Below are 24,468 nucleotides of genomic sequence, written 5' to 3' on the forward strand. Positions count from 1 at the left end.
CGCTTCCTGTCGGACCCCGGTTGTACCCTTCGCGCATGCCCACCGCTGATGAACTGCTCGGAGCCTCCGTAGTCGCCGATCTTGCCCTGTGCCTTGAACAAGCGTCGGGACGCACGCGATTGGCCGCTGTTCGCGAGAGCTCATCCGGCTTTGACGGACTCAGTCTCGGTGAGCGCACACGTGTGGTGCGAGACGCGATGATGTCCGACCTACCCGAGGAGTTTCCGCGCTTTGCCGAGGTAATCCGGCTGGCGTTGCGCGACGAGGCCTTTGCGGGCTGGATGATCTGGCCGGTCACGGAAGCTGTTGCAGTGATCGCCACGCGCAGGGGCCGAAATGCAGATTTCGACGACGGTATGGCGCTACTCGCCGAACTGACCTCGCGTCTGACGAGCGAATTTGCGATCCGGACCTTTCTCGACGCGAATCCCGCGCGAGCGCTGGAGATCGCTCTCGGATGGACCGATCACCAGGACGAGCATGTTCGACGCCTCGCCAGTGAGGGCACCCGGATGCGCCTGCCATGGGGTAGGCGGGTGAAGGCGTTGACGGAGCACCCGGAGTCCACGGTCTCGATTCTCGACGCGCTGTACCGCGACGACTCGGAATACGTGCGGAGATCTGTCGCCAATCATCTCAACGACCTCAGTCGCGCGGACGCTGCATTGGCGGTATCGATCGCCAAGCGTTGGCTCGGTGATCCCGACGCGGCTACGCCCAAAGTGGTTCGCCATGCACTGCGCAGCCTGGTGAAAGCCGGCGACGTCGATGCGTTGGCTCTGCTGGGCTTTGCAGCACCCACGGATATCGTGATCTCGGACTTTGTGATCGATCGCGACGCTGTCGATCTGGGCGGAGACATCGCATTCGGTTTTGCGGTGAGTAACAACGGCGGTGAGTCCGTGACTGTGGCAATCGACTACATAGTCCATCACGTCAAGGCCAACGGACTCACCAGTCCGAAGGTGTTCAAGCTGACCACGCGCGCACTCGCGCCCGGGGCCAGTGCGAAGGTAGCCAAGCGGCATTCCTTCAAGCCGATCAGCACGCGGCGGTATTACGCGGGCACGCATTCCGTCGAGTTACAGATCAACGGGGTTACACAGGGCCTGAGATCTTTTCAGCTCGAAGTCGCTGCGGACGATAACTGACCGAGGGATAGCCGTCGTCGGGGTCGATCGTGACTTTTGCCCGGACTCGGTAGACCTGTTCGACCAGTTCCTCGGTCAGCACTTCGACCGGTGTGCCAGACGCAACCACCCGTCCGCGTTCGAGCACCACAAGACGGTCGCAGAACATCGCTGCCACGTTGAGGTCGTGCAGCGCAATGTAACTGGTCACCGGAAGCGTCGACACCAGTGACAGGATGTCGAGTTGGTGTGAGATGTCGAGGTGGTTGGTCGGCTCGTCGAGCAGCAGCACGTCCGGTTGCTGAGCCAGCGCGCGGGCGATCTGCGCGCGTTGGCGTTCCCCGCCGGACAGCGTGTGCCACAAGCGTCGTCGCATCGACGTCATGCCGGTATCGGCGAGTGCCTGGTCTATTGCGTCGTCGTCGGCTTCCTCGCCGGAACCGAACAACGTGCGGTGTGGGATGCGGCCGAGCCTCACGACGTCGAGCACACTGATGTCGACCTCGGTGTGGGCGTGCTGATCGACCACCGCGATCTTCCGAGCGACGGTGCGTCGGCGAATGCTGCTGATGCTTGTGTCGCCCAGTGTGACGTCGCCCGAATCAGGAGCTGTGACTCCAGCCAGGATGCTGATGAGCGAGGACTTCCCGGACCCGTTGGGGCCGAGGATCCCGATGGAGTCACCAGGTTGCGCAGCGACGCTCACCCGATCGAGGATCAGGTTCTTTCCGCGATGCCACACGATGTCGTGTGCTGCGAGGCTCATGCGCTTCTCCTCATGCGGAACAGGATGACCGCAAATGCGGGGACGCCGATCAAGGCCGTCACAACACCGACCGGAATCTCCTGGGGCGCAAACGCAGTACGTGCGATGGCATCGACCCACACCATGAAAATCGCACCGATCAGCGCCGTGGCAGGGAGTAAACGGCTGTGTCTCGAACCGACCAGAAACCGGGCTGCATGCGGAAGCACCAGTCCCACAAAACCTATCGCCCCGGCAGCGCTGACCAGTGCGGCCGTGATCAGCGCGGTGATGGTGAGAAGGAGTAGCCGAACGCGCTGCACCGGGATTCCGAGCGTCGCGGCGGCGTTGTTGCCGAAAGTGAAGGCGTCCAACGCCGGTGCCTGGGCGAGACACACAAGGATTCCGGCGGCTACCACTGCGCCACACAGAACTACGTCCGTCCAGCCGGCACCGGCCAACGAACCGAGAAGCCAGAACAAGACGCCTCGAGTCTGCTCGGCGTCGGCGGAGGAAATGACGATGAACGACGTGAGTGCCGAGAACAGTTGTGTGCCTGCAACACCTGCCAAGACCACGCGGGACGTGCCACCGCCTGCGCCCGCCGCAAGCAGCATCACCAGGCCGAACGAGACGACGGCCCCGGCAAATGCACCGGCGGACAGCGAGATAACGCCGCCGCCGATGCCGAGTACCGCGATCATCACCGCACCGGTTGAAGCCCCGGACGAAATTCCGAGAACAAAAGGATCGGCCAGTGGATTACGGAGCAGCGACTGCATGATGACGCCGCACAATGCGAGCCCAGCACCGCACACTGCAGCCAAGAGTGTTCGGGGAAGCCGCAATTCCCAGACTATGCCGTCCTTGATGCGGCTGACGCCGGACGATCCGACACCCCAATGCTCGAGCACTACGGCGTAGACGTCGCGAACCGACAGATTAGCCGGGCCGATCGTGATCGCCAGCGCGATCGAGAATCCGAGAACCACCAAACCGATCAGGAACAGCACTCCCAGAGTTGACCGGGATTCGAGACGCGCAGTGCGCGTGCTCAATTGGCCAAGCCCCAGTCACGCAGCGCGGTAGCGGTCTTCTCGACACCGTCGATCGTGCGGATCGAGGGGTTGAGATCGGCGCCGTTCACAACGATGTACTTCTTGTCCTGCACAGCTTGCAGACGCGAGGTGACAGGGTTGGATTCGAGGAAGGCGATCTTGCTGGCCAGAGCGTCACCGTCGATACTGCGCCGGCTCAGGTCCGCGAGCACCAAGGCCGTTGGGTTGCGATCGAGGATGGTTTCCCAACTGACCTGGGGCCATTCGTCCGTCGTATCGGCGAAGATGTTCTCCGCGCCAACAGATTCCGTGATAATTCCGGACGAGCCACAGCAACCAGCCATGTACGGAGTCATGGTGTCGGCAAACCAGAATGCGAGTGAGAGCCCGGACGCGTCGACGGAATCGGACGCTTTCGCGAATCGATCCTGTAGTTCGGCGACAAACTGCTCGCCTCGATCACGCACGTCGAAAATTGCTGCCAGGTCCCGGATTTCCTGGTAGACAGTCTCGATCTTCAACGGTTCGGTGCGAGCGCCGTCCGCATTCGACGCCGAGGACACCTTGCCGTCGCAGCCGTTGTCGGTGGGCGAGAGGTACGTCGGCACGCCGAGCGCGGCGAACTGATCTCGGCTCGCGACGCCACCCTCGGCAATCGTGGAGGCAAACGAGGCCGACACGAAATCGGGCTCCGTGTCGAGGACAACCTCGAACGACGGTTTGTTGTCGGCAAGGCGCGGGACTCGATTGTTGTCGGCTACGAGGTTTTCGCGAACGGGATCGGTCCACGTCGCGGTGCCGACCATGCGGTCTGCGAGACCGAGGGACAGCAGAATCTCGGTGGAGCCTTGGTTGAGGGAGACCGCACGTGTCGGTGGTGCGTCGATCGTGACTTGTCGACCACAATTGTCGATGGTCAGGGGGTAGTTGGACGAGCTGGCGTCACTCGCGGTGACGGAGTCGTCGGAGGCGCCGCAGCCGGCCAGACCAAACGCGAGAGCCGAGGTGGCAACAACTGCTGATGTGAAGCGCATAAAACGCATGAAGAGGGAACTCCTTGCTCAGGGCTCGATCGCGGAGCCGAGAATTCGCCGTGCTCGATCAGCGAGTATCCGGACTTCGATCCCTCGAGAAGGTTCGTCACCGTTGCGCGTCAGCCCTGGACTTGCACCAGGTTCCCTCGCCGATCGTGGCCGCACGAACGGCCACGTCAACCATAACGAGGTGCTGGTTTCTCCTCGCAAACACAGGGGTGGAATTGACCTCGTCAGCACTCGAGGTATCGTGGCCGACATGCAGCGCGTCTATTTCTGGTTTAGCAGGCCGGCCCCGGGTGGGCCTGCCGGCGTAACCACGCGCTGACAACCTCCACCCAAGAGCCGGATTACAGACCGGCTCGCTGGAGTTCACTTCATCTCTGGGGTCGGCCTGAGAACAGGAGACCGAAACCCCATGACTGTCACCATCGACACCACAGCCACATCGGACAGCCTCGACGATCAGCGCACTGTCAGTATCAGTCCGCTGGTTTCGCCGGCGACCGTCCGAGCTCAGCACGCACCCGACGAGGTCGCGGCCGCAACCGTGCGGACCGGCCGTGCGGACACGATCAACATCCTCAACGGTGACGACGACCGTTTGATCGTTGTTGTCGGACCGTGCTCGGTACACGATCCGGAAGCTGCGATGGACTACGCCCGCCGGTTGGCTGCCAAGGCCGAAGAACTGCGGGACGACCTGCACATCGTCATGCGGGTCTACTTCGAAAAGCCGCGCACCACGCTGGGTTGGAAGGGCCTGCTCAACGATCCCCACCTCGACGGCACCTACGACGTGAACACCGGTCTTGGTATCGGCCGCAAGTTGCTGCTCGACGTGTCGAGCCTCGGTCTGCCCGTCGGCTGTGAATTCCTCGACCCGATCATGCCGCAGTACATCGCGGACCTGGTCAGCTACGGCGCGATCGGTGCCCGGACCGCTGCGAGCCAGGTGCATCGCCAGCTGTGCAGCGCACTGTCCATGCCCGTCGGAATCAAGAACTCCACCGAAGGCGACGTGCAGGTAGCCGTCGACGGTACCCGCGCTGCGGCAGCGAGCCACGTGTTCCCCGGAACCGACCTCGACGGTCAGGCTGCCTTGATCCGTACGGCAGGTAACCCCGACTGCCACGTCATCCTGCGTGGTGGCAGCGATGGACCGAACTACGACGCCGAGACGGTCGCGGATACCCTTGCCCGCCTGCGCAAGTCGAACCTGCCCGAGCGTGTGGTCATCGACGCGAGCCACGGCAACAGCAGCAAGGATCACGAGCGTCAGGTCATCGTCCTCGACGACATCGCAGCTCGTCTCGCCGGCGGTGAGCAGGGAATCGCGGGTGTCATGTTGGAGAGCTTCATCGAGGCCGGTCGTCAGGACCTGACCTTGGGCAAGGCGGACGAACTCACCTACGGTCAGTCCATCACCGACGCGTGCATCGACTGGTCCACCACGGCAGCGCAGTTGGACCGTCTGGCGCAGGCCGTTGCCAGCCGTAGGGGCTGACGCCCCCGTGCGCCTTTCTGGTAGCGCCAACTACCAAAAAGGCGCACAGGGCCGCTAGGTCAAAACTTCTCGCGTGGCCGTGACCAGGCGTTCCAGCCAAGCGTCCGTGCCGACGGCCTGACGTAGCGGTTCGTTGGGCAATTCGATGCTGACCGGCAGTCCGGCAGGCAATGTCGACCAGATGTCGGCCAGTGCTATGCCGCCGGCGCCGGGCACCAGACGCTCTTCGCGGGCGTGACGGATCAGTTCTGCGTCATCGGTGGGAGCGGGGGTCGAACCGTCGCACATCTGGGCGTAGTGCAGCCACTCGCGCGGGATGGACGCAAGATCTTCCAGCGTTGTCGCCGAGCGATCGGTGTGCAATGCGTCGACGAGAACGCTCCGAGCCGGACCGTCTGCTGCCGAGACGATCTCGATGGCAGCACGCGCATCGGGCACCGCAGTCCACGGCATGAATTCGAGCGAGGCGACGATGCCGTAGTTCGCGCACAGTTCCGCGAGGCGGGCATAGGAGTCCGTGAGCCGAGCGCGGTCGCGGTCGTCGCCGCCCACCAGAACGGCCTTGGCTCCGAGCTGTGCGCCCGCTTCGAGAAGCGGAACATAGTCGGCGGGGTCGAAGTCGGCTGCAAGGCGGATGATTTCGAGGTCGAATACCTCTACGGGTGAATCATCCAGTCGACGCACCAGTTCGTCCAACGACTGCTTGTCCTCGTGCAGAGGGTAGGCCGTCGTACCTGGTGCCGCGGGCATCAGACGGATACCGATGGTGTCGAAGCCGTGTTTTTCCGCCAAGTCGACGTGCTGCATCGGTGCGGTATCGAGCACTGTGAGGGCTGCAAGCCCGAGTGAGAGTGTCATGCGTGCGCTCCAACTGTCTTGGCTCCGGCCAGTTCCCGACCTGCCAGGTAACCGAACGTCATAGCCGGGCCGAGGTTGATGCCGCCGGACGGGTAGTGCCCGCCCATCACGCTGGCCTGATCGACGCCGACGGCGAGCAATCCCTCGATGGGGCGGTCGTTGTCATCGAGAACCTGCGACGACGAGTCGGTGACAAGCCCGGCGAAGGTACCGAAACTGCCCGGCACCACCTTCACCGCGTAGTACGGACCCTTCTGTAAGGGCGCGAGCGACGGGTTCGGCCAGGGGTTGGCGGTATCGCCGGATCCCCGGTTGAACGGTGTTGTGCCGCGACCGAACTCGGGGTCTTCACCGGCCACGGCCCCGACATTGAATGCCTCGATTGTCTTTTCCAACTGCGTCGGATCAACGCCGATTTTCTCCGCCAGTTCGCGAACAGTGCGACCACGTGTCAGGTATCCCGAGCGCAGGTACGGCTGGATCGGGATCGGCAGGGGCTTGGCCATGCCCAGCGGGAGGTAGCGCACATACTGCTGATCGGCAATCAACCACGAGCACACTTCTTTGCTCTCGGGAACCTGCTCGACCATCGCGAGGGTGTAGTCGTGGTAGCCGAGTGCTTCGTTGACAAAACGCTTGCCGTTCGCGAGAACTCCGATGACACCGGGCTTTCCGCGGTCGAGGATGTGCGGGAACACACCTTCCTTGCCGTTGCGGTAACGAACGATGGAGACGGGGCAGTACGCGACGGGGGAGGCAAGAGTGCGGTCGAGGCGACCACCCACGGATTCGCCGAGGGTGATGCCGTCGCCGGTGGTTGTCTTCGGAGTGAGTGACCAGTGCTCGTTTCCGGTGGGGGTACGGGGGAACAGTTCACGTCGGCGGTCGATGTCCTGGGCGAAGCCGCCGGTGGCCAGTACGACGCCGCGCGTGGCAGTTACCGAGTACGCACCATCCGGACCTTCGAGGCGGACACCGACAACGCGACCGTCATCGTCAGTCTGCAGCGATGTTGCCGACGTTTTCACCCGAATCTCGACGCCGAGATCGAGCGCTGAGCGAATCATCATGCCGACAAGCGCAGTGCCGTTGACGAGTTGCTGGCCACGACGCTTGGTGGCGAGATCGAACATGTGCTTTGTCACGCGAACACCACAGTGCACAAAGGCTTTTGGCGATCGAGTCGAATGCAGGAATGCCTGCAGGTCGGGGCCGGCCATGATGCCCATGCCGAGGAATGACGTCTCGTACAACTGTCGACGTAGCAGCGCCGCGACGTCGGGTCCGAGCTTTCGCAAGCTCACCGGTTTCGGTCCGACGGAACGATGACCCGTGCCGGCTCCCGGTGTGTCGCCGTGAATGTCGGCGATCTTGGCTCCGGGAACAAACTTCAGCGCAGTCTTGCGTTCGAAGAACTCGACCATCTCCGGTGCGCCGTCGAGGAGTGCATCCACTTTGGCGGCGTCGAAGTTGTCGCCGAGTCGGTTCTCCAAATATGTTCGCGGTGCCGAACGATCCTCGACAACCCCGTCGGCGATGGCAAACATGTTGCGCGGGGTCCACATCCACCCGCCTGACCAGGCCGTTGCGCCGCCGCAGGTGTCGGCCTTCTCGACAACGAGTACCGACGCGCCGCCATGTGCTGCGGCAATTGCTGTGGAAAGCCCGCCTGCGCCGGAGCCCACGACAACCACGTCGTAGGTGAGGGGGGTACTGCTACTCATTTCTGCTCCTTGGCAGTTGTTGCGAGGGTCGGTGTCGATGTCAGATCGACAACCTTCCCAGTTCGTGACGATTCGTAGATTGCGGTGATGATGGCAAGCGACGCACGGGCGTCTCGTCCGGTGACGGCGGGTTCGCGCCCGGTCAGGACGGCGTCGGCGAAGTCCTGAACCTGCAGGGTGTGGAAGTCGGTGAGTGCCGCATTGACCGCTCCCACATCGAGGTTGGCGTCGATATCGGCGGAGTACCGCGACTGGAACTCCGCTTCGCCCGGCACGGTCCAGATTTCGTTGACACCCTCGTGTCCTTCGGGAAATTCGAGGACGCTGGCGACGGCACCGGTGCGTCCGATCACTGTGACGCGGTTGCCCAGGTTGTGATTGGCACCCGTTGTCGCAGTGACAGTCGCGGTGCCGCCCGAGGCAAAGGAAATCACAGCCGACGCGCTGTCCTCGGTCTCGATGTGCTCACCGTGGGTGTGGGTGCGGATAAAGCCGCTGACCGAGACGGCCTCGCCCATGAACCAGGCCAGCATGTCGATCTGGTGCACCGCCTGCGTCATGAGCACGCCACCGCCGTCGGTGTCCCAGCGTCCGCGCCACGCGTCGGCCGAGTAGTAACTCGACGGGCGGTGCAGGATCACCGACGCCTCGCCGAGCGTGGGCAGTCCGATCCGGCCGTCGTCGATGGCGTCCCGGATCCGGCGCGCTGCCGGCCAGAAGCGGCGTTGGAAGAGGACGCCGAAGGTGATACCGGCGCGGTCGGCGGCCTCGATCATCCGGTCGGCGGCAGCAACATCGACTGCGATGGGCTTCTCGCACAACACATGTACACCCGCTTCGGCAGCGGCCACGACTACCTCTTCATGTACCGGGTGCGGCGTGCAGACGGTGCAGGCGTCGAGTCCGAGGGCGAGAAGTTGCTCCACTGAACTCACGGCTGCGGGAATGCCATACGTTGCCGCGAACTCCCGGGCGCGTCCGAGATCGGGATCGCAGCAGCCGATTACCTCGACGCCGGGGACTTGTTGCAGGGCTCGGGCATGGTTGCCGGCGATCTTGCCGCAGCCGACGATTCCGACTTTCAACGTCATCAGAAATGTTCCTCTGCTTCGACGTCCCGCGCCGCAGACTCGCCGCGGTCGAGACTGTTCAGTGCTTCGATGTCCTCGCCGGAGAGGGGCACGTCGAGTGCTGCCAGGTTCTCGGCCTGACGCGTCGGGTTCGCTGATCGCGCGACCGGAACCACACCCTGCGCGACGTGCCAAGCGAGGACCACTTGAGCTGGTGTGCAACCGATTCGACCGGCGATCTCCCCGACCACGGCGTTGTCGAGCACATCGCCGCGGCCGAGCGGGCTCCACGACTGCGTGAAGATTCCGAGTTCGTCGTTGGCGCGGCGCACCGGAATTCGCGCGAGCGACGGGTCCATCTGAATCTGGTTGACTGCCGGTGCCTCACCGGTTTCGGCGACGACGCGGCGCAGGTGGTGCTCCAGGAAGTTCGACACACCCACGTACCGAACCAGTCCGGCGTCGCGGCAGGCCAGCATCGCCTCGAACGACGCAACGTAACGATCGATTCGCGGGAGCGGCCAGTGGATCAGGAACAGATCGAGTTGATCCAGTCCCAGTCGTTCCAGGCTCTGCTCGAGCGCTCCGCGGATGTCACCGGAAACCTGGTCGTTTCCACGAAGTTTGGTGGTGACAAACAGTTCTTCTCGCGGTAGAGCAGACTCCGCCAACGCTACGCCGACGGCGTCCTCGTTGCCGTAGATCGCGGCGGTGTCGATGAGGCGGTACCCGGCCTCGATTCCGGAGAGTACCGACTTCGTGGCGTCGGCACCGACCAGTGGCCAGGTTCCGAGTCCGATGGGTGGCAACGCAGTTGCCACCGGTGCGGCTGTGTGTGCGCTCATGCGTGAACCTCCTGACGGGCCGCAGCGGCGGCGGTGATGGCGACGGCAACGTCGGCTGCGGTCACGAGTGCGGCATGGATGGATCCGCCGTCACCGCTCGCGTCGCCGACGGTATGGACCCCGAGTCGTGGTGCCAGTGAACGTAGTTCGGCCAGAAGCTCCGAGCGCGGCTCGACGCCCTGTGAGATCAGCAGCTCGCCGGGGGCGTCGACTTCGCTCAGTACACCGTCTGTCGAGATCGTGACCCGATCGGCGTCGACTTTGGTGACGATCGAGCTCAGGTAGGTCGAGAGGTTCTCACTTGCGGCCAGGCGCGGCAGCAGTACGATCTTGCCGCGTCGGCCGACGTCGTGCGCGATGGTTTCCTGCGGCCCGATCATGACGACCTGGGTGCCCTTCTGGAGCAGATCGTCTGCGACGGCAGCAGCCTCGCGGTCGGCGCCGAAAATGGTGATTGCCTCGGGGACCGGATCTCCGGAAACCAGGAACTCGCGAACGTCACGGACGGTTCGGGTCTGCGCGCCGGGGAGGTCAGTCACGGGACCGTGCCCACCGGCAGCAAGGACGATCGCGTCGAAGTCACTGTCGACGAGCAATGCTGCATCAGCTCTGGTCGAAGTGTGGCACTGCACTCCGAGTTCGGCCAGTTCCGCGAGGTACCAGTCTACGATCCGCCCGTATTCGGGATACTCGTGCAGCTTCGATGCCAGAGCGAAGTCGCCACCGAGACTGGGGCGTTCGTCGTACAGGTCGACGCGATGACCGGCAAGTGCGAGGTCGCGGGCAGCGGCCATTCCGGACGGACCGGCACCGATGACGGCGACCCGCACGGTGGCATCAGCCGGCTTTGTGGGCTGATCCAGTTCACGTCCGACCCACGGGTTGACGGAGCAGGGAATGGGGCCGCCGGCAAGGCTGTCGATGCAGTAGTTGCAGGCGATGCACGGCCGGTAGCGGCCACCGTCGATAGCGCGATTCGGAAAGTCCGGATCGGCGTGCAACGTACGGGCCATGCTGACGAAGTTCGCCTGCCCGGAATCGATGATCTGCGCGGCGATCTCCGGCGACGTGATGCGTCCGGCCACACCCACCGGGATGTCGAAGTCGCGTTGGTACTGCTCGGAGTACGGCGCGAGGAGTCCACGGGACCATTCACCGGGCTGGATGATCCACTGTCCCGCTTCGTAGTTGCCGGCCGAGACGTCGAGGAAATCGAGTCGGTCGGTGTCGATGGCGTCGATGCGCGCGCGGGTTGTCTCGGCGTCGAGTCCGCCGTCAATGCCTTCGAAGGCTGAGAATCGAAGTCCCAGAGTGATTCCCGGAGCATGCTCGTGGACGGAGGCGATGACCTTGTTGACGAACAAGGTGGGGTCGGCCCACTCGTCGTCGCGGTGATTGTAAGCAGGGGAGAGGAACTGGTGGATCAGATACCCGTGGCCACCGTGCAGGGAGATGACGTCGACGCCGGCCTGCTGGCAGCGCGCTGCGGCTTCACCGAAACATTCGATGATGTGCTCGATGTCGTCGCCGTCGAGTTGTTCTGGCATCTCGCCGCCGACAACCAAACACGGAATCGGTGTCGGGGCAACGGGAACAAACCCGCTGACAGAACCTTGCGCCGTACGTCCACCGTGGTTGAGTTCGACTCCGACGAGGGCGCCGTGAGCGTGGATCGCGTCGGCCATCTTCTTGATACCGGGAATCCGTTCGTCGACGTCGACGCCCATCTGCCGGATGCGGCCTTTGCCGTCGGCGCGCACGTAGCTCGCCTCGGTGAAGATCAGTGCCGCACCACCTTCGGCGCGGCGAGCGAGATATGCGATGTACTCGTCCGTCATGGTGCCGTCGACTTCGCAGTAATTGCGTTCCATCGGAGCAGATACGAATCGGTTCCGAAGGCGGACGCTGCCCATGTCGAGGGGTTCGGCGAACGGTTGGGTTGCGTTCATCAGTGCTCCTGGAGCAGTTTGCGAGAGTGAGTGTTCGACTGTGCTCATGCGCTGGCCATCTCGGAGAGCATGTCGCTCAGGTGGGTGCGCATCCGATCCGTGTCAGCTTCGACACCGGTCAGGAGGGTGAAAGTGTCGGCGGCTTGAGCCACCAGCATCTGGCCGCCGTCGAGCACCTGGCACCCGAGAGCGAGTGCAGCGTCGAGTAATTCGGTGCGCATCGGCCGATAGACGATGTCCGCGACCCACAAGCCGGAGTGGAGCGCAGCGGGGTCGAACGGAGTTCCGGGATGGCCGACCATACCGATCGGAGACGCATTGACGACGCCGTCGCTTGTCGCCAGGTTATCGGCGATCTCACCAATCGCCAAAGCCGTTGTGCGCGTGTCAGGGAAAGCCGAGGCAACGCGTGAACACACATCGGCAGCGCGTTCTGAGTCGACGTCGGCGATGCGGAGATCCGTCGTACCGGCTGCCGCCAGCGCGTAGGCAACTGCCGAACCTGCCCCGCCGGCGCCGGTGAGGACAACTCGGTCCAAGGTGGCGTCAGGTAGCCCGCGCTGAAGTGCGGTGAGGAATCCACTGTGATCGGTGTTGTGGCCGATCAGACGGCCGTTGTCGACCACAACCGTGTTGACGGCGCCGAGCAGTCGGGCGTTGTCGGACAGTTCGTCGAGGGCGTCCACGACAACTTGCTTGCACGGGTGCGTGATGTTCAGCCCGGTGAAACCACCGGTGACGGCGGCGCGAACCAACTCGCCGGTCTTCTCGACCGAGACGTTCCTTGCCTCGAGGTCGATCAGTTCGTAGCTGTAGGCGGCGAGACCGAGTGCTGCCGCTTCGTGGGAGTGCAGCGCCGGCGAGAGTGAGGTGGTGATTCCCGCGCCGACAAGGCCGATCCGGTGACGGGTGGATTCGGTAGGCATGACATTTCTCCTGCATAAGTGGGGACGGCCCCTCGCGGCGCGAAGTCAGCGCGAGGGGCCGGTCCGGTCAAGCGTTGTTGCTGGTGAGCTCTGGGTCTTGCTTCGTGAGCGTGACTGATTTCGGTTCGCCGAGTTCTGCGGTCGGCGTCCGATAGGTTTCCGGACCGCACAGCGCGGCGATGGCGGAGACGACCGCAAAGCCGAGGCACATCCACGCGACCGGTGTCCAGTTGCTTTTGTCGCCTGCGGAAATCGCCTGGGCGATTGCCGGTGTGAAGCCGGCGACGAGAAGTCCGAGCATGAGGCTCACAGCCATACCGGTGTAGCGAACCTTGGCGGGGAACTGCTCCGGGAAGTACGCCGGGTAGGTGCCATTGGGCATCGCGTAGAAGATGCCGATCATGACGATTCCCGAAGCGAAAACCATGGGAACGCTTTGGGTTCCGATCGAGTGGAAGAAAACGAAGACCATCAGGCCGGCGCCGATTGCGCCGATGACGAAGATGGGCTTGCGGCCGTAGCGATCGGACAGAATGCCGAACAGCGGCTGAGTAAGTACGGCAACGAAGTTGGCCGTGGCAATTGCCCAGAGCATCGTCGAGCGTTCGAAGCCGGATTCGACGGCGTAAGCCAGGGCAAAGACGTTGACGATGGTGTTGATCATCGCGAAGGTCGAACTCATGCTGATGCGAATCACGGTGCGCCAGTGCGAGCGGAACATCTCGACGACGGGAATTCCTGCCGTGTTGTCCTGTTCCTTGAGCTCTTCGAATACCTCAGGCTCGTCGAGTGCGCGTCGCAGCCAGAGTGCAACGACGGTCACGATGATGCTGAGCCAGAAGGGAACTCGCCAGCCCCAGGAGTAAAGGTCTTCGTCGGGCAGGCTTGCTACCGGGATGAATACCAGGCTCGAGATGACGATGCCGAACATGATGCCGCTCATGGTGAACGACGTGAAGAACGAACGGCGGTGATCCGGTGAGTGTTCGAGTGTCAGTGCCGAGGAGCCGGGTGATTCTCCACCCGCAGACAGGCCTTGGAGGAGGCGAAGTAAGACGAGGATGATCGGCGCTGCAATGCCGATCTGCTCGTACGTCGGCAGGCAGCCGACGACGACGGTCGCGACTCCCATGAGCAGAAGGCACGCGAGGAGTGCGTTCTTGCGACCGTAGCGGTCACCGAGGTGTCCCCACAGCACTGCGCCGAGCGGGCGGGCGACGTAGGCCACGCCCAGGGTGCTGATGGAGAGCAGCGTGGCGGTGGAGCCTCCGCCGGGAAAGAAGATCGTGGGAAACACCAGTGCGGCGGCGGAGCCGTAGATGAAGAAGTCGTAGTACTCGAGGGTGCTTCCGAGGAAGCCCGACACTGCGGCACGCCGAGCGTTGGAGTTCGGCTTTTCGTCGGTCCCGGTCGTGGAAACTGCGGGGGTAGGCGGAGGCGCCATGGGTAGTCCTTTCGTCCCGATTGGCCGACGGTGGTGGCACGTGTCGTGATGCGTCACGCTGCGGTGACGTCCCTCACCTTTCGGCGGCTGAGACGACCTTGCCATGAAGGACTATGGCGCGTCCAACACTAAATGAGTCTCAGATAATGTCGAATTACGTCTCAATCTCGGGAGTGGGGAGGATTTCCTCCGAGGTGGCGAGGGCAACTGCGAGCGCGTCGGTCATGTGACGCGGTGACCAGGCGATTCCGTGGTTCATGTACGTCGGTTCGCCGGTGAGGGGAACGAAGACGCTGCCGGGAGGGGTAATGCCGGCCATGCCAGACGGCATCAAGGCGACGCCGACTCCCGCCGCAACGAGCATCAGGATCATGTAGGGGTCGGTGATTTCCTGGACCACGCGCGGGCGGAAGTTCGCATTCATGCAGGCCCGCATTGCCGTCTCCTGCAGGGCGGAACCGGCCGACATGGGTGTGGTGACAAATCCGTCGTCGGCCAATTCGCGTAGGTCGATTTCGCTCTCGGCGGCCAACCGGTGATCGATCGGCAGTACGACGCCAAAGGCTTCGCGGCGAATCAGGCGGGTGGACAACGGCGCCGCCGCCACCGGCAACCCGACAAACGCCAGGTCCAATGCGCCGCTCTCGAGTTGTGTCACGGCGTCTCGGGTCATGATGCGGCCCAGGAGGGTCAATTCGACCTCGGGGTACCGCTGGCGCAATGCGCGCGTCAACGGCGGCAACGCCTGGTGGTTGAGCACGCCGGTGAATCCGATCGCGACACGGCCGTACACGCCGCCGGTGGACGCGCGGGTGGCTTGACGGGCGGTTTCCATGTTTTCGAGAACGCGATAGGCGTGTGGCAGGAAAGCGTGCCCACCGGAGGTGAGCGCGACGGTGCGAGTACTGCGCTCGAACAGTTGCACGCCGATGTTCTTCTCGAGCTTGCGAATCATCTGGCTCAGGGGCGACTGAGCCATTTGCAGCCGTGACGCCGCGCGGCCGAAATGTAGCTCTTCCGCGACCGCGACAAACGCGTGCAACCAGCGAATTTCCATCGATGTGTCCTTCGTTGATGTCGACTGTTGATTTTGACGACTCTGCCCGACGCCATATATTCGAAAATCGTACACAGTGTGACGCAGATTATATCTATTTGTAGCTTAAATTGAGCGCTGAGCGCACATGATCTCCGGGAGACGAGACTGATGCAGAGCTATCCAGAAGGTGCAGTTGCGCTGATTACCGGCGGTGCCAGCGGAATTGGTGCCTCATGTTCGAAACTATTGTCCGACAACGGTGTTCGAACAATTACCGCTGACATCGCGGAGGGAGCCGACGAACGTCTCGACGTGACCGATCCGGCTGCAGTTGGCGAGTTGCGTGCGCGCATCGGCAAGGTCGACATCTTGATCAACAGTGCCGGCATCGTGGGTCCGTCGGCGCCGCTGGTCGATGTCTCGCTCGCCGACTGGCAGCGCACATTCCGAATCAACGTGGAAGGAACCTTCCTCATGTGCCGCGCCTTTGTACCCGGCATGGCCGCATCAGGTTGGGGGCGCATTGTGAATCTGGCGAGCATTGCCGCAAAAGACGGTAATCCCAACCAGAGTGCGTACTCCGCGTCGAAAGCTGCCGTCATTGCTCTGACAAAGTCACTGGGCAAGGAGATCGCGACAACCGGAGTCCTGGTCAACGCCGTGGCTCCGGCCGCCGTCGAAAGTCCGATGAACGCGGGCACCGACCCCGCAATTCTCGCTCGGTCGCAGAGTCTGACGCCGATGTCGCGGATGGGGAAGTCGGACGAAATTGCCGAGCTGATCGGCTGGTTGTCCTCGACGGCGGTGAGTTACTCGACCGGTGCGGTGTACGACGCCAGCGGAGGTCGTGCAACGTACTAGTGTCCAGGTGGAGATGACCGGGCACCAAGGCGAGGGGGACGTCGATGGCGGGTGAACGTCTGTGGCCTGTTGCAGATCGCGCGACGCGTGTGTTCTGGCGTGTAGTCGGCCGCAAAATCGACCTGTCCGAAGATACGTGGTTGCAAGCGCCGACGGCGGTGCGTGGTCCGGTGGAAGACAGTTGGATTCACGCCGAAGCGTTGCGTATCGGTGGCACGGTTGGTGTGGGGGCAGCGGTCGAGGGTCTCCTACCGCGCATGGATGCATTGGCGGGGCCGGATTTTGATCCGTCCCGGTTGACGCCGTCCATCCGTGATTTCTACGAGCGAACCTCGACGTGGCGAATGCAGGCGTGGACACAATGGGCGCCGGGATTTGCGCCGTGGGGGTCGCTGGTCGAGCGGTTCTACGGTCGCCGCGTGCAGCAACTTGCGCTGCCCGTAAACCCGATGTCAGTTGCGTATGGTGTCGACAGTTCGATTACACGCGTAGCGGATGCCGACGGCAGGCATGCGGGTTCGGCCTGGCTGCGGACACTGCGAAAGTCAGGTGACTATCTCTTCAGTGGGTACTACCGAATCGCGTTGCTGCCGAACAGTTCTCAACCCTGTGTCCATGTCTCGTTCCCGCTGGAGTCTGGGAATGTTCAGGTGTTCCTGCACCCCGAAGTCTGCGACGACGGTTCCCTGCTACTCACCTCGGGGCAAGGGGAATTCGGGAACATAGGGGCATACGTCACTGTCATGGAGAATGGAAAGGTCTATGCGGCAAGGGTTCCGATCCATGAGCGATTCCACGTGTTCGAAGACTCGGAAGGTGTTCTGCGAACCGATCACGAATTGCGTCTGTGGCGCGCCCGGGCCATGGCGTTGCATTATCGGATGGATCCTCGATAGGCGGTGGGGGAGTAGGGTGCCATCTCTCGTTTGATCAATACTACTGGCTGCAAGCAATATTCGGCCGAATGTGTCCGAAATGCCCCTTGAATCGAATGGATGTAGCCCTCACGGTATTTCTGTGGGCGGTTTCTTTGGGCGCCACATCTGCGCCTTCGGGGGCACGATCCTCTGGCTCGCCCAACCGGCCGGGATTGCACCCCCAGTGGCGATATTGACGCGATGCGACTGGGGAGCGCCACTGCGGTCAATGTCTTTGACTAAAAACATCATTCAGTAGAGGCGCGACAACGATGACCCGCTAAACTTCGGCCGAAATGTGCCCGAAATGCCCCTTGAATCGAATGAATGTTCGAGTATAGTTGGGGTTACGGGTGGGGAGGCCTTGATGACTACGGTTTGTGATTCAACTTTGGTGGGGGATGTTGTTGCCGGTTCGGCTGCGGGTGTGCGTGGCATGTTGTGGCGGTTGCGTCCGTCCGAGGTTCGAGACGTTGCAGTCTGTGCGTCTGCGGAAATTCTTCGGTTGGAAGCGATTCGGGTTGCCGCAGTGGATGAGTTGGCGCTTAGTCCTGATGAGCAGGTGCTGTGTTATCGAGGTGTGGGGCGGTGGTTGGCGGCGAATACGATGTTGCAGAATGCGGCCGGTAACAAAATCGCTGCTCTCGGTGCCGCACTGCGGGTATTCCCGGATATAACTGCCCAATTCGAGGCCGGCGATCTCTCGCTCGATCATGCGGCAATAATCGTCGCGTTCTGTGAATCCCCACCAAAAGGAATGCCGGACAGGGCGTTACCGTCCTGTATGAAGACTCTTCTCGCTGCGGCATCCGGCGTGGAGGCGACCACCATCAAACTCCGCTATGCGATTGCAGTTCTGGAGCGGATATTCGAATCCGACGATGTCCCACCCGGTGAGGACGACGATCTCAACGTCTTGCGGATTTCGCCGACGCTCAACGGTCGGGTCGCGATCAAGGGCGATTTCGACGCGTTGACCGGTGAAATGTTGTTATCGGCTCTCTCGGGTTTGTCGATGCCGAAACCGGCTGCCGACGGAACCCCGGATCAGCGATCGGCAGCCAAACGCACCGCGGATGCCTTCACGGAACTGATCCGCCGGTACCTCGACAACGCTGTCACCGGTGTTGATGGTGGTCAGCGTCCGCATGTGAATGTGCATATCACCGCGAAAGATCTTGCCGAGCATCGCGAATGCGCGACCATGCGCAGCGAAACCGCATCGGATGATGGCGAGTTCTACGGCAGTGCATTCGATGACGACGAGCCTGATGTCGAGGATCTTGATGTCGGGTACATGCCGTGGATGGGACCGCTCAGTGTGAGCCTGACCCGGATGCTCGCCTGCGACTGCATGCTCTCCACCGTCCTGATGGACGGCAACGGTGCACCGCTCGATGCAACGCCGCACAAACGCCTCGTCACACCGGAACAACGCACGGCGCTGATCGCCCGGGACAAAGGCTGCGCCTTCCCTAACTGTGATGCCGTACCTGCTTGGTGCGACGCGCACCATATAAAACCCTGGTCAGTGGGCGGTCCGACGGTGATGGACAACCTCACCCTCCTCTGCCGTAACCACCACCGGTTGATCCACAGCACCAGCGGATTCCGCGGCATCTGGGAAATCAAGATGGGCAATGATCACAAACCGTGGTTCATCCCACCAGCTGCGATCGACCCCAAACAACGACGCCGACGCTCCACCACCCGCCAGGGACCAGTCCACCGAGACTGAATCCGTTTCCACCGGAAGTGAATACCGTGTGAGAGCTTCGCATCACCAGCTAGCCGGTGCGAAGCCCACACGCATGCGCGGGTTCGGGTATCTGTTTCTTGGTTCTCGGGTTCTTGATCGCGCGAACGGCTGACGATTCATTTTCCTGCGTGGCAGTGTGGACAGTGGCAGTGTGGACGAAGGAATACTGTCCGCCGATAGTGAGGAAAGCACAGTGACCGACTCGGATCGCCCACACGGCGATGTTTATGTAGCGCGCGAGGGTGGCGTCACTACCATCGTCCTGAATCGTCCCGACCGAAAGAATGCCGTCGACGGGCCGATGGCCGCGCAACTGCGTGATGCATTTCTGGACTTCGAGGCCGATGATACTGCGCACGTTGCAATACTCTGGGGAGCCGGTGGAACATTCTGTGCCGGAGCAGATCTGACAGCCGTGAATGATCCGTCCCGCTTGCATGAACTCGACCCGGAGGGCGGCGGTACGGGGCCGATGGGTCCGAGTCGGCTGGCGCTGTCGAAACCGCTGATCGCCGCAGTGAGTGGGTATGCGGTAGCCGGTGGCCTGGAATTGTCCTTGCTGGCCGATCTGCGAATCTGTGAGGAAAACTCGGTCTTCGGTGTTTTCTGTCGGCGCTGGGGAGTGCCCTTGATCGACGGCGGAACCGTGCGATTGCCACGCATAGTGGGACAAGGCCGCGCACTCGACATGATCCTGACGGGGCGGCCCGTCGACGCCCAGGAAGCACTCTCGTTCGGTCTCGTTAATCGTGTTGTGCCGGTGGGTGACTCCTTGGCAGCAGCGCAAGAACTGGCGCAGCAGCTCACTGCGTTTCCGCAGCTGTGCATGCTGGCGGACCGGGAGTCGGCGTACCGGTCATTCGACCTTCCGCTCGCGGAAGCGCTGCGAGCGGAAGGTGCTGCTGGTAGTCCGATTGTCGCTGCAGAAGGTGCGCGCGGAGCGGCGGCCTTTGCTGCCGGGGCGGGACGGCACGGACGGTTCGAGAACGACACTCAGCAAAACGACACTCAGCAATAAGTGCCGCGCGATTCTCAGCTGAGGCGTTCGAACACGGCAGCCAGTCCCTGGCCGCCGCCGATGCACATGGTTTCGAGGCCGTAGCGGGCTTCCCGTCGATCCATTTCGCGCAGCAGGGTGGCGAGGATTCGTCCGCCGGTCGCGCCCACGGGGTGACCGAGTGAGATGCCGGAGCCGTTGGGGTTGATACGGGGGTCGTCGGCTTCGAGTTTCCAGGTGCGCAGAACTGCAAGTGCCTGTGCGGCAAAGGCTTCGTTGAGTTCGATGACGTCCATGTCTGCCAAGGTGAGGCCGAGGCGGCCAAGTGCCTTCTCGGACGCCGGAACGGGGCCGATCCCCATGGTGCGTGGTGGAACACCGGCAACACTCCAACTGGCAAGGCGGGCAAGGGGACGCAGACCGAGTGAGCGTGCCTTCTCGGCGGTGGTGACGATGGCGAGTGCCGCGCCGTCGTTCTGGCCGCTCGCGTTGCCGGCGGTGACGGTGGAGTCGGGATCGATCTTGCCGCGCATGGGGCGAAGGCGGGCAAGGGATTCCATCGAGGTGTCGGCGCGCGGATGCTCGTCGGTGTCGACGAGGAGCGCGTCGCCCTTGCGCTGGGGTACGGAGACCGGAACGATTTCCTGGGCGAAGATGCCATTCTTCTGGGCGGCGACTGCGCGCTGATGAGACTGCACGGCTAATGCGTCCTGATCCTCGCGGCTGATGGAGAACTCTGCCCGCAAGTTCTCTGCGGTTTCGATCATGCCTCCGGGAACCGGGAAATCGCGGCCGCCGGCAGTGACGCGGGCGCGGGCCAGGCGATCACTGAGTGCGACGGCTTCACCCTTGACACCCCAACGCATTCCGGTGGCGTAGAACTCGGCCGCACTCATGGACTCGGCGCCGCCGGCGAGAACCAGATCGCTGCCGCCGGACTGAACCTGCATGACTGCCGCGATGATCGCCTGCAATCCGGATCCGCAGCGCCGATCCACCTGCATGCCGGGGACATCGATGCCGAGTCCGGCATTGAGTGCGGCAATGCGGCCGATGGCCGGGGCCTCACCGCTCGGGGATGCCTGCCCCAAGATCACGTCGTCCACATCGGAACCGGAAATTCCGGTGCGCGAGACGAGTTCGGTGATGAGGGTGGAAGCGAGGTCTTCCGGTGCGATGTCGCGGAAGACACCGCCGAAGCGGCCTACCGGTGTGCGGAGCGGTTCGCAGATGACGACGTCAGGCATAAGTTCTTCCTTGGAGTGGGCTCGATCAGCGCGTAGCAGCCGAGTGATTGTTCGAGGATTGAGTACGGCCGAGATCGGCGGAAATCGCGTCGGCGGTGGCTATCGCAGCCGGAACAAGTTCAGCGAGAACCGCTTCGGTGCTGTAGCGGGCAGCCTGGGTGGAAATATTCACCGCGGCAACCACGGCGCCGTTGGCATCGCGAATCGGTGCTGCGAGCGATCGCAACCCCTCTTCGAGCTCCTGATCGACCACTGAGTAACCGTCGGCGCGAATCTTGTCGAGTTCGGCCCGCAGTTCTTCGGGAGTCGAGATGGTCTTGCCCGTGAGACGTGTGAACGAGACTCGGGACAGGTACTGCTCGAGTGCGTCGTCTGGCAGACCGGCGAGCAGCACTCGCCCCATGGACGTTGCGTACGCCGGAAAGCGAGTGCCGATGGTGATGGAAACCGTCATGATGCGGCTGACCGGTACGCGGGCGACGTACACGACGTCGTCGCCGTCGAGGATGGAGACCGAGGTGGATTCCCGGACTTTGGCGGACAGCGCCTCCAGATGCGGTCCCGCGAGCTCGGGCAGCGACAGGCTGGACAGGTAGCTGTACCCGAGTTCGAGAACGCGTGGAGTCAGCCAGAACACCGAACCATCCGTACGTACGTATTGGAGCTCCACCAGAGTGAGCAGAAACCGACGCGCTGTGGCACGCGTGAGATCGGTGGTCCGGGCGACTTCACTGAGCGTGCGCCGGGGGTGCTCGCCATCAAACGCCTTGATGACGGACAGTCCGCGGGCCAGCGACTGCACGTAGTCGGGTGACGGCCCCGGCGACTGGTCGCTGTTGGTTTCGCTCATGGTGTCGTGTTCTCCTCGGGCTTCGGCGTGAGGTCCGCGAGTGCCTGCTTACCCAGCGCAAAAGCCTGATTGCTGTTCGGCACACCCGCATAGACCGCGGTATGGAGAAATACTTCCACGAGTTGATCCGGATCCATTCCGCTGCGCAGTGCGGCGCGGATATGCATGTCGAGTTCGTGCTCGTTGCCGACTGCGGTGAGTATCGCGAGAGTCAGCAGCCTGCGTGTGTGGTGATCGAGTCCGGGACGCGACCAAATGTCGCCCCAGGCGGTGCGAGTGATGAAATCCTGGAACGGCGCGGTGAACTCGGTGGTGCCGGCGATGGACCGATCGACGTGGGCGTCACCGAGAACCTGGCGCCGGACGGTCATCCCGGCCGCGACCGCGGCGCTGCGTTGAGCAACCGCCGGTGTATGCGAGGAAATATGCGCCGCAAGGAGTTTGGTGACGCGTCCGGCCTGCTCGACATTGGCGAGGTGCGCTCCGGGATCGACGACGTGCATCACGGAGTCGGCAATACCGTCGGCAATCGCTGCCAGGGTGGCCGGGGGAGTCGACGGGTCCTGCTCGCCCGCGATGAGGAGGGTCGGAGCCACGATTCGGGCGAGGTCGGCGCGGCCGTCCCAGACGGAGAGTGCTTCGCAGCAGGCAGCGTATCCCTCGTCAGGTGTTGCCTCGACCATCGCCACATGCCGCGCGACAAGTTCAGGATCGCTTTCGGCAAGTCCGGGTGTGAACCAGCGTCCGACAACAGCTGCGGCAATGGACGCGATACCGTCGGTGCGGACGGTCTGCGCTCGATCGATCCACGGCTGGGCCGGTGCAAACTGCGAGGACGTGCACAGCAAGGTCAGGGTGTCTACGCGAGTGGGATGGTGCGCGGCGATCCACTGACTGACTGCACCGCCGAGGGAGAGTCCGACCAGGTGAACCGACTCGAGTTCGAGCGAATCGATCAGTGCGATGACGTCTCCGGCAAGGTCCGCGACGGTGTACGGGCCGGCGGGTACCGGGGACTTACCGTGACCACGATGATCGACGGCGACGACGCGGTAGCGGTTCGACAGCGCATGGATCTGCGGCGCCCACATGGAGAGATCGGATCCGAGCGAGCCGAGGAACACGACTGCGGGAGCATCGGGATTGCCGGTCTGGTGAAAGTTGAGCGCGACGCTCATCGGGGTCCTCCTGTGGGGCGTGCGGCGAGGGCTCGGTCGACCAGGTCGGTGGCGTGGCCCAGATACTGTGCTGGATCAAGAAGTTCGGTAAGTTCGGCTGCGGTCAGGTGTTCCGTGATTGCCGGGTCGCGGTCCAAGCGCGTGCCGGAAGCGGCTGCGGCGGTGACGATGTCACGAGCACGATCGGTGTGCGCCGAGAGTGCCTTCGTGACCCGTTCGGCAAGAATCAAACCACCGGTGATGTCGAGGTTGCGTGCCATCGAATCGGTATACACCTGCAAGCCGGCAAGACTGACGCACAATTGATGTGCCGCTCCGCCGGCCAGACGCAGGAGATCTGTGACGGTTTCCCACTCCGCATGCCACGGACCGGCCGCCCGCGCGAACTCGTGATCCATGTTGGACAGCGCTGTCGCGACGAGTGCGGGAACACGCCGCGCCGCCGCACGGGCGGTAACGGCGGCAACCGGATTCTGCTTGTGCGGCATGGCGGATGAGCCGCCTGGAGTTTTCTCGGCAACTTCGGAAAGCTCCGTCGATGCCATGACGGTGATGTCTGTAGCCGGTTTGGATACGGCCCCGGCGACGATGCCGAGGGCGGTTGCCAGTTCGGCGATGGTCACGCGATCGGTATGCCACGGAACAAGCTGCCGAGCCAAGCCGAGTTCGTCGGCAAAAGCGTCGGCGAGTGCGAGACCGTTCGGGTACGACGCCGCGAGTGTGCCTGCGGCACCGCCGAATTGAACGGGCAACGTCGACAGCACGGTCTCGAGACGATTGGCAGCGGCGTCGAGTGCGGTGAACCAGCTTGTTGCCAGTAGTCCGAAGGTGGTCGGAAGTGCTTGTTGCCCCAGGGTTCTCGCCACCATCGGCGTCGAGCGATGGAGTCGGGCGAGGTGAGCTGCAGAGTCGGCAGCCCAGGTCAGATCTGCGAGTACAACAGAGCCTGCGCGGCGCGTCAGCAGCATTAGTGCGGAATCCATGATGTCCTGGCTGGTGGCGCCCGGGTGAACAACATTGCCAGGTATACCGTCCTGAGCAACACGTTCACGCAGAATCTTCACGAGCGGGATCACCGGATTACCACCCGAGGCAGAGGCGCGACCCAGTGCGACGATGTCGAGCCCACCGGGTTTGGACAGCTCTGCGGCAGCAGCCGCCACAGCGGCGCACTGGTTACCGTCGGCCAACCCGATCGTGGCCGCCGCACAGCTCAGTGCGGCTTCCACGTCGAGCAACGCGGTCACCCACGCCTGGTCTGACAGATGCTCGGATACCAGGGTGGCACCGAACACCGGATCGAACAGTGCGCCGCGAGTGGACATGTGTA

Annotated in this window: 21 protein-coding genes and 1 riboswitch; of the genes, 6 read left to right on the plus strand and 15 right to left on the minus strand. The window is 63.0% G+C overall.

Annotated features, from left to right (window positions below):
• Positions 1 to 35 precede the first annotated feature (35 nt).
• The gene (locus R4P64_RS18345) at positions 36 to 1,151 is read left to right on the plus strand and encodes a DNA alkylation repair protein (protein WP_317822113.1); all 1,116 of its coding nucleotides are present in this window, start codon (positions 36 to 38) and stop codon (positions 1,149 to 1,151) included.
• Here R4P64_RS18345 and R4P64_RS18350 read toward each other — a convergent pair.
• Genes R4P64_RS18350 through R4P64_RS18360 form a run of 3 tightly spaced genes read right to left on the minus strand, consistent with a single transcriptional unit; the run spans position 1,099 to position 3,976 of the window.
• Complete coding sequence (locus R4P64_RS18350) at positions 1,099 to 1,896, minus strand: ABC transporter ATP-binding protein (RefSeq protein ID WP_317822115.1); 798 nt, start codon at positions 1,894 to 1,896, stop codon at positions 1,099 to 1,101. The two genes, R4P64_RS18345 and R4P64_RS18350, sit on opposite strands and share 53 nt — an antisense overlap.
• Positions 1,893 to 2,933, minus strand: coding sequence for a FecCD family ABC transporter permease (locus R4P64_RS18355; RefSeq protein WP_317822117.1), 1,041 nt, complete (start codon positions 2,931 to 2,933; stop codon positions 1,893 to 1,895). Before R4P64_RS18355 ends, R4P64_RS18350 begins: the two co-directional genes overlap by 4 nt.
• Entirely contained in the window at positions 2,930 to 3,976 is a 1,047-nt protein-coding gene (locus R4P64_RS18360) for an ABC transporter substrate-binding protein (RefSeq protein ID WP_411742688.1), read from the minus strand. The genes R4P64_RS18355 and R4P64_RS18360 overlap by 4 nt, the downstream gene beginning before the upstream one ends.
• 42 nt (positions 3,977 to 4,018) lie before the next feature.
• Positions 4,019 to 4,155: riboswitch (cobalamin riboswitch) on the minus strand.
• Between the two features lie 230 nt (positions 4,156 to 4,385).
• Here R4P64_RS18360 and R4P64_RS18365 point away from each other — a divergent pair.
• Positions 4,386 to 5,474 (plus strand): 3-deoxy-7-phosphoheptulonate synthase, encoded by a 1,089-nt coding sequence (locus R4P64_RS18365; protein WP_033234043.1) that lies wholly within the window; start codon positions 4,386 to 4,388, stop codon positions 5,472 to 5,474.
• A 54-nt stretch (positions 5,475 to 5,528) separates the two neighbouring features.
• Here the strand turns inward: R4P64_RS18365 and R4P64_RS18370 are convergent, their stop codons facing one another.
• The 8 genes from R4P64_RS18370 to R4P64_RS18405 form a co-directional block, all read right to left on the minus strand.
• Positions 5,529 to 6,332 (minus strand): sugar phosphate isomerase/epimerase family protein, encoded by an 804-nt coding sequence (locus R4P64_RS18370; protein ID WP_317822120.1) that lies wholly within the window; start codon positions 6,330 to 6,332, stop codon positions 5,529 to 5,531.
• A complete protein-coding gene (locus tag R4P64_RS18375; protein ID WP_317822122.1) occupies positions 6,329 to 8,056 on the minus strand; it encodes an FAD-dependent oxidoreductase in 1,728 nt (575 codons plus the stop codon). Before R4P64_RS18375 ends, R4P64_RS18370 begins: the two co-directional genes overlap by 4 nt.
• Positions 8,053 to 9,147: a Gfo/Idh/MocA family oxidoreductase gene (locus R4P64_RS18380; protein ID WP_317822124.1), complete on the minus strand. Its 1,095-nt coding sequence runs from the start codon at positions 9,145 to 9,147 to the stop codon at positions 8,053 to 8,055. Before R4P64_RS18380 ends, R4P64_RS18375 begins: the two co-directional genes overlap by 4 nt.
• Positions 9,147 to 9,971 carry an aldo/keto reductase gene (locus R4P64_RS18385; protein WP_020970532.1) on the minus strand — a complete coding sequence of 275 codons (825 nt, stop codon included), beginning with the start codon at positions 9,969 to 9,971 and terminating at the stop codon, positions 9,147 to 9,149. The genes R4P64_RS18380 and R4P64_RS18385 overlap by 1 nt, the downstream gene beginning before the upstream one ends.
• Positions 9,968 to 11,920 carry an FAD-dependent oxidoreductase gene (locus tag R4P64_RS18390; protein WP_317822126.1) on the minus strand — a complete coding sequence of 651 codons (1,953 nt, stop codon included), beginning with the start codon at positions 11,918 to 11,920 and terminating at the stop codon, positions 9,968 to 9,970. The genes R4P64_RS18385 and R4P64_RS18390 overlap by 4 nt, the downstream gene beginning before the upstream one ends.
• A gap of 44 nt (positions 11,921 to 11,964) precedes the next feature.
• The gene (locus R4P64_RS18395; RefSeq protein WP_317822128.1) at positions 11,965 to 12,846 is read right to left on the minus strand and encodes a shikimate dehydrogenase; all 882 of its coding nucleotides are present in this window, start codon (positions 12,844 to 12,846) and stop codon (positions 11,965 to 11,967) included.
• Positions 12,847 to 12,913: 67 nt separating this feature from the next.
• Positions 12,914 to 14,290, minus strand: coding sequence for an MFS transporter (locus R4P64_RS18400; protein ID WP_317822130.1), 1,377 nt, complete (start codon positions 14,288 to 14,290; stop codon positions 12,914 to 12,916).
• A 154-nt stretch (positions 14,291 to 14,444) separates the two neighbouring features.
• The gene (locus R4P64_RS18405; RefSeq protein WP_033234050.1) at positions 14,445 to 15,347 is read right to left on the minus strand and encodes a LysR family transcriptional regulator; all 903 of its coding nucleotides are present in this window, start codon (positions 15,345 to 15,347) and stop codon (positions 14,445 to 14,447) included.
• Positions 15,348 to 15,497: 150 nt separating this feature from the next.
• Between R4P64_RS18405 and R4P64_RS18410 the strand changes: the two genes are divergently transcribed.
• The 4 genes from R4P64_RS18410 to R4P64_RS18425 all read left to right on the plus strand — a co-directional run bounded on the left by R4P64_RS18410 (position 15,498) and on the right by R4P64_RS18425 (position 19,884).
• The gene (locus tag R4P64_RS18410; RefSeq protein ID WP_317822132.1) at positions 15,498 to 16,190 is read left to right on the plus strand and encodes an SDR family NAD(P)-dependent oxidoreductase; all 693 of its coding nucleotides are present in this window, start codon (positions 15,498 to 15,500) and stop codon (positions 16,188 to 16,190) included.
• 44 nt (positions 16,191 to 16,234) lie between these two features.
• On the plus strand, positions 16,235 to 17,086 hold the full coding sequence (locus R4P64_RS18415; protein WP_317822134.1) for a hypothetical protein: 852 nt from the start codon (positions 16,235 to 16,237) through the stop codon (positions 17,084 to 17,086).
• A 388-nt stretch (positions 17,087 to 17,474) separates the two neighbouring features.
• Entirely contained in the window at positions 17,475 to 18,845 is a 1,371-nt protein-coding gene (locus tag R4P64_RS18420) for an HNH endonuclease signature motif containing protein (protein ID WP_317822135.1), read from the plus strand.
• A gap of 214 nt (positions 18,846 to 19,059) precedes the next feature.
• Positions 19,060 to 19,884, plus strand: a complete 825-nt coding sequence (locus tag R4P64_RS18425; RefSeq protein ID WP_317822136.1) for a crotonase/enoyl-CoA hydratase family protein — start codon at positions 19,060 to 19,062, stop codon at positions 19,882 to 19,884.
• Positions 19,885 to 19,898: 14 nt separating this feature from the next.
• Here R4P64_RS18425 and R4P64_RS18430 read toward each other — a convergent pair whose 3' ends face one another.
• From R4P64_RS18430 to pcaB, 4 genes are read right to left on the minus strand one after another with little or no spacing between them, the layout of a single operon-like run.
• On the minus strand, positions 19,899 to 21,110 hold the full coding sequence (locus R4P64_RS18430) for an acetyl-CoA C-acetyltransferase (RefSeq protein ID WP_095888349.1): 1,212 nt from the start codon (positions 21,108 to 21,110) through the stop codon (positions 19,899 to 19,901).
• A 25-nt stretch (positions 21,111 to 21,135) separates the two neighbouring features.
• Entirely contained in the window at positions 21,136 to 21,960 is an 825-nt protein-coding gene (locus R4P64_RS18435) for an IclR family transcriptional regulator C-terminal domain-containing protein (RefSeq protein WP_092806533.1), read from the minus strand.
• Positions 21,957 to 23,138 carry a 3-oxoadipate enol-lactonase gene (pcaD, locus tag R4P64_RS18440; protein WP_317822139.1) on the minus strand — a complete coding sequence of 394 codons (1,182 nt, stop codon included), beginning with the start codon at positions 23,136 to 23,138 and terminating at the stop codon, positions 21,957 to 21,959. The genes R4P64_RS18435 and pcaD overlap by 4 nt, the downstream gene beginning before the upstream one ends.
• Positions 23,135 to 24,463 carry a 3-carboxy-cis,cis-muconate cycloisomerase gene (gene pcaB / locus R4P64_RS18445; protein ID WP_317822140.1) on the minus strand — a complete coding sequence of 443 codons (1,329 nt, stop codon included), beginning with the start codon at positions 24,461 to 24,463 and terminating at the stop codon, positions 23,135 to 23,137. Before pcaB ends, pcaD begins: the two co-directional genes overlap by 4 nt.
• Positions 24,464 to 24,468 lie beyond the last annotated feature (5 nt).

The organism is Rhodococcus sp. IEGM 1366 (assembly GCF_033142425.1).
GTDB lineage: Bacteria > Actinomycetota > Actinomycetes > Mycobacteriales > Mycobacteriaceae > Rhodococcus_F > Rhodococcus_F globerula.

Bases quoted from the DNA above. Each gene is read 5' to 3' on its own strand.
- R4P64_RS18345 (WP_317822113.1), top strand. From the start codon at position 36: ATGCCCACCGCTGATGAACTGCTCGGAGCCTCCGTAGTCGCCGATCTT.
- R4P64_RS18350 (WP_317822115.1), bottom strand. From the start codon at position 1,896: ATGAGCCTCGCAGCACACGACATCGTGTGGCATCGCGGAAAGAACCTG.
- R4P64_RS18360 (WP_411742688.1), bottom strand. From the start codon at position 3,976: ATGCGTTTTATGCGCTTCACATCAGCAGTTGTTGCCACCTCGGCTCTC.
- R4P64_RS18365 (WP_033234043.1), top strand. From the start codon at position 4,386: ATGACTGTCACCATCGACACCACAGCCACATCGGACAGCCTCGACGAT.
- R4P64_RS18370 (WP_317822120.1), bottom strand. From the start codon at position 6,332: ATGACACTCTCACTCGGGCTTGCAGCCCTCACAGTGCTCGATACCGCA.
- R4P64_RS18375 (WP_317822122.1), bottom strand. From the start codon at position 8,056: ATGAGTAGCAGTACCCCCCTCACCTACGACGTGGTTGTCGTGGGCTCC.
- R4P64_RS18380 (WP_317822124.1), bottom strand. From the start codon at position 9,147: ATGACGTTGAAAGTCGGAATCGTCGGCTGCGGCAAGATCGCCGGCAAC.
- R4P64_RS18385 (WP_020970532.1), bottom strand. From the start codon at position 9,971: ATGAGCGCACACACAGCCGCACCGGTGGCAACTGCGTTGCCACCCATC.
- R4P64_RS18390 (WP_317822126.1), bottom strand. From the start codon at position 11,920: ATGAACGCAACCCAACCGTTCGCCGAACCCCTCGACATGGGCAGCGTC.
- R4P64_RS18395 (WP_317822128.1), bottom strand. From the start codon at position 12,846: ATGCCTACCGAATCCACCCGTCACCGGATCGGCCTTGTCGGCGCGGGA.
- R4P64_RS18400 (WP_317822130.1), bottom strand. From the start codon at position 14,290: ATGGCGCCTCCGCCTACCCCCGCAGTTTCCACGACCGGGACCGACGAA.
- R4P64_RS18405 (WP_033234050.1), bottom strand. From the start codon at position 15,347: ATGGAAATTCGCTGGTTGCACGCGTTTGTCGCGGTCGCGGAAGAGCTA.
- R4P64_RS18410 (WP_317822132.1), top strand. From the start codon at position 15,498: ATGCAGAGCTATCCAGAAGGTGCAGTTGCGCTGATTACCGGCGGTGCC.
- R4P64_RS18415 (WP_317822134.1), top strand. From the start codon at position 16,235: ATGGCGGGTGAACGTCTGTGGCCTGTTGCAGATCGCGCGACGCGTGTG.
- R4P64_RS18420 (WP_317822135.1), top strand. From the start codon at position 17,475: ATGACTACGGTTTGTGATTCAACTTTGGTGGGGGATGTTGTTGCCGGT.
- R4P64_RS18430 (WP_095888349.1), bottom strand. From the start codon at position 21,110: ATGCCTGACGTCGTCATCTGCGAACCGCTCCGCACACCGGTAGGCCGC.
- R4P64_RS18435 (WP_092806533.1), bottom strand. From the start codon at position 21,960: ATGAGCGAAACCAACAGCGACCAGTCGCCGGGGCCGTCACCCGACTAC.
- pcaD (WP_317822139.1), bottom strand. From the start codon at position 23,138: ATGAGCGTCGCGCTCAACTTTCACCAGACCGGCAATCCCGATGCTCCC.
- pcaB (WP_317822140.1), bottom strand. From the start codon at position 24,463: ATGTCCACTCGCGGCGCACTGTTCGATCCGGTGTTCGGTGCCACCCTG.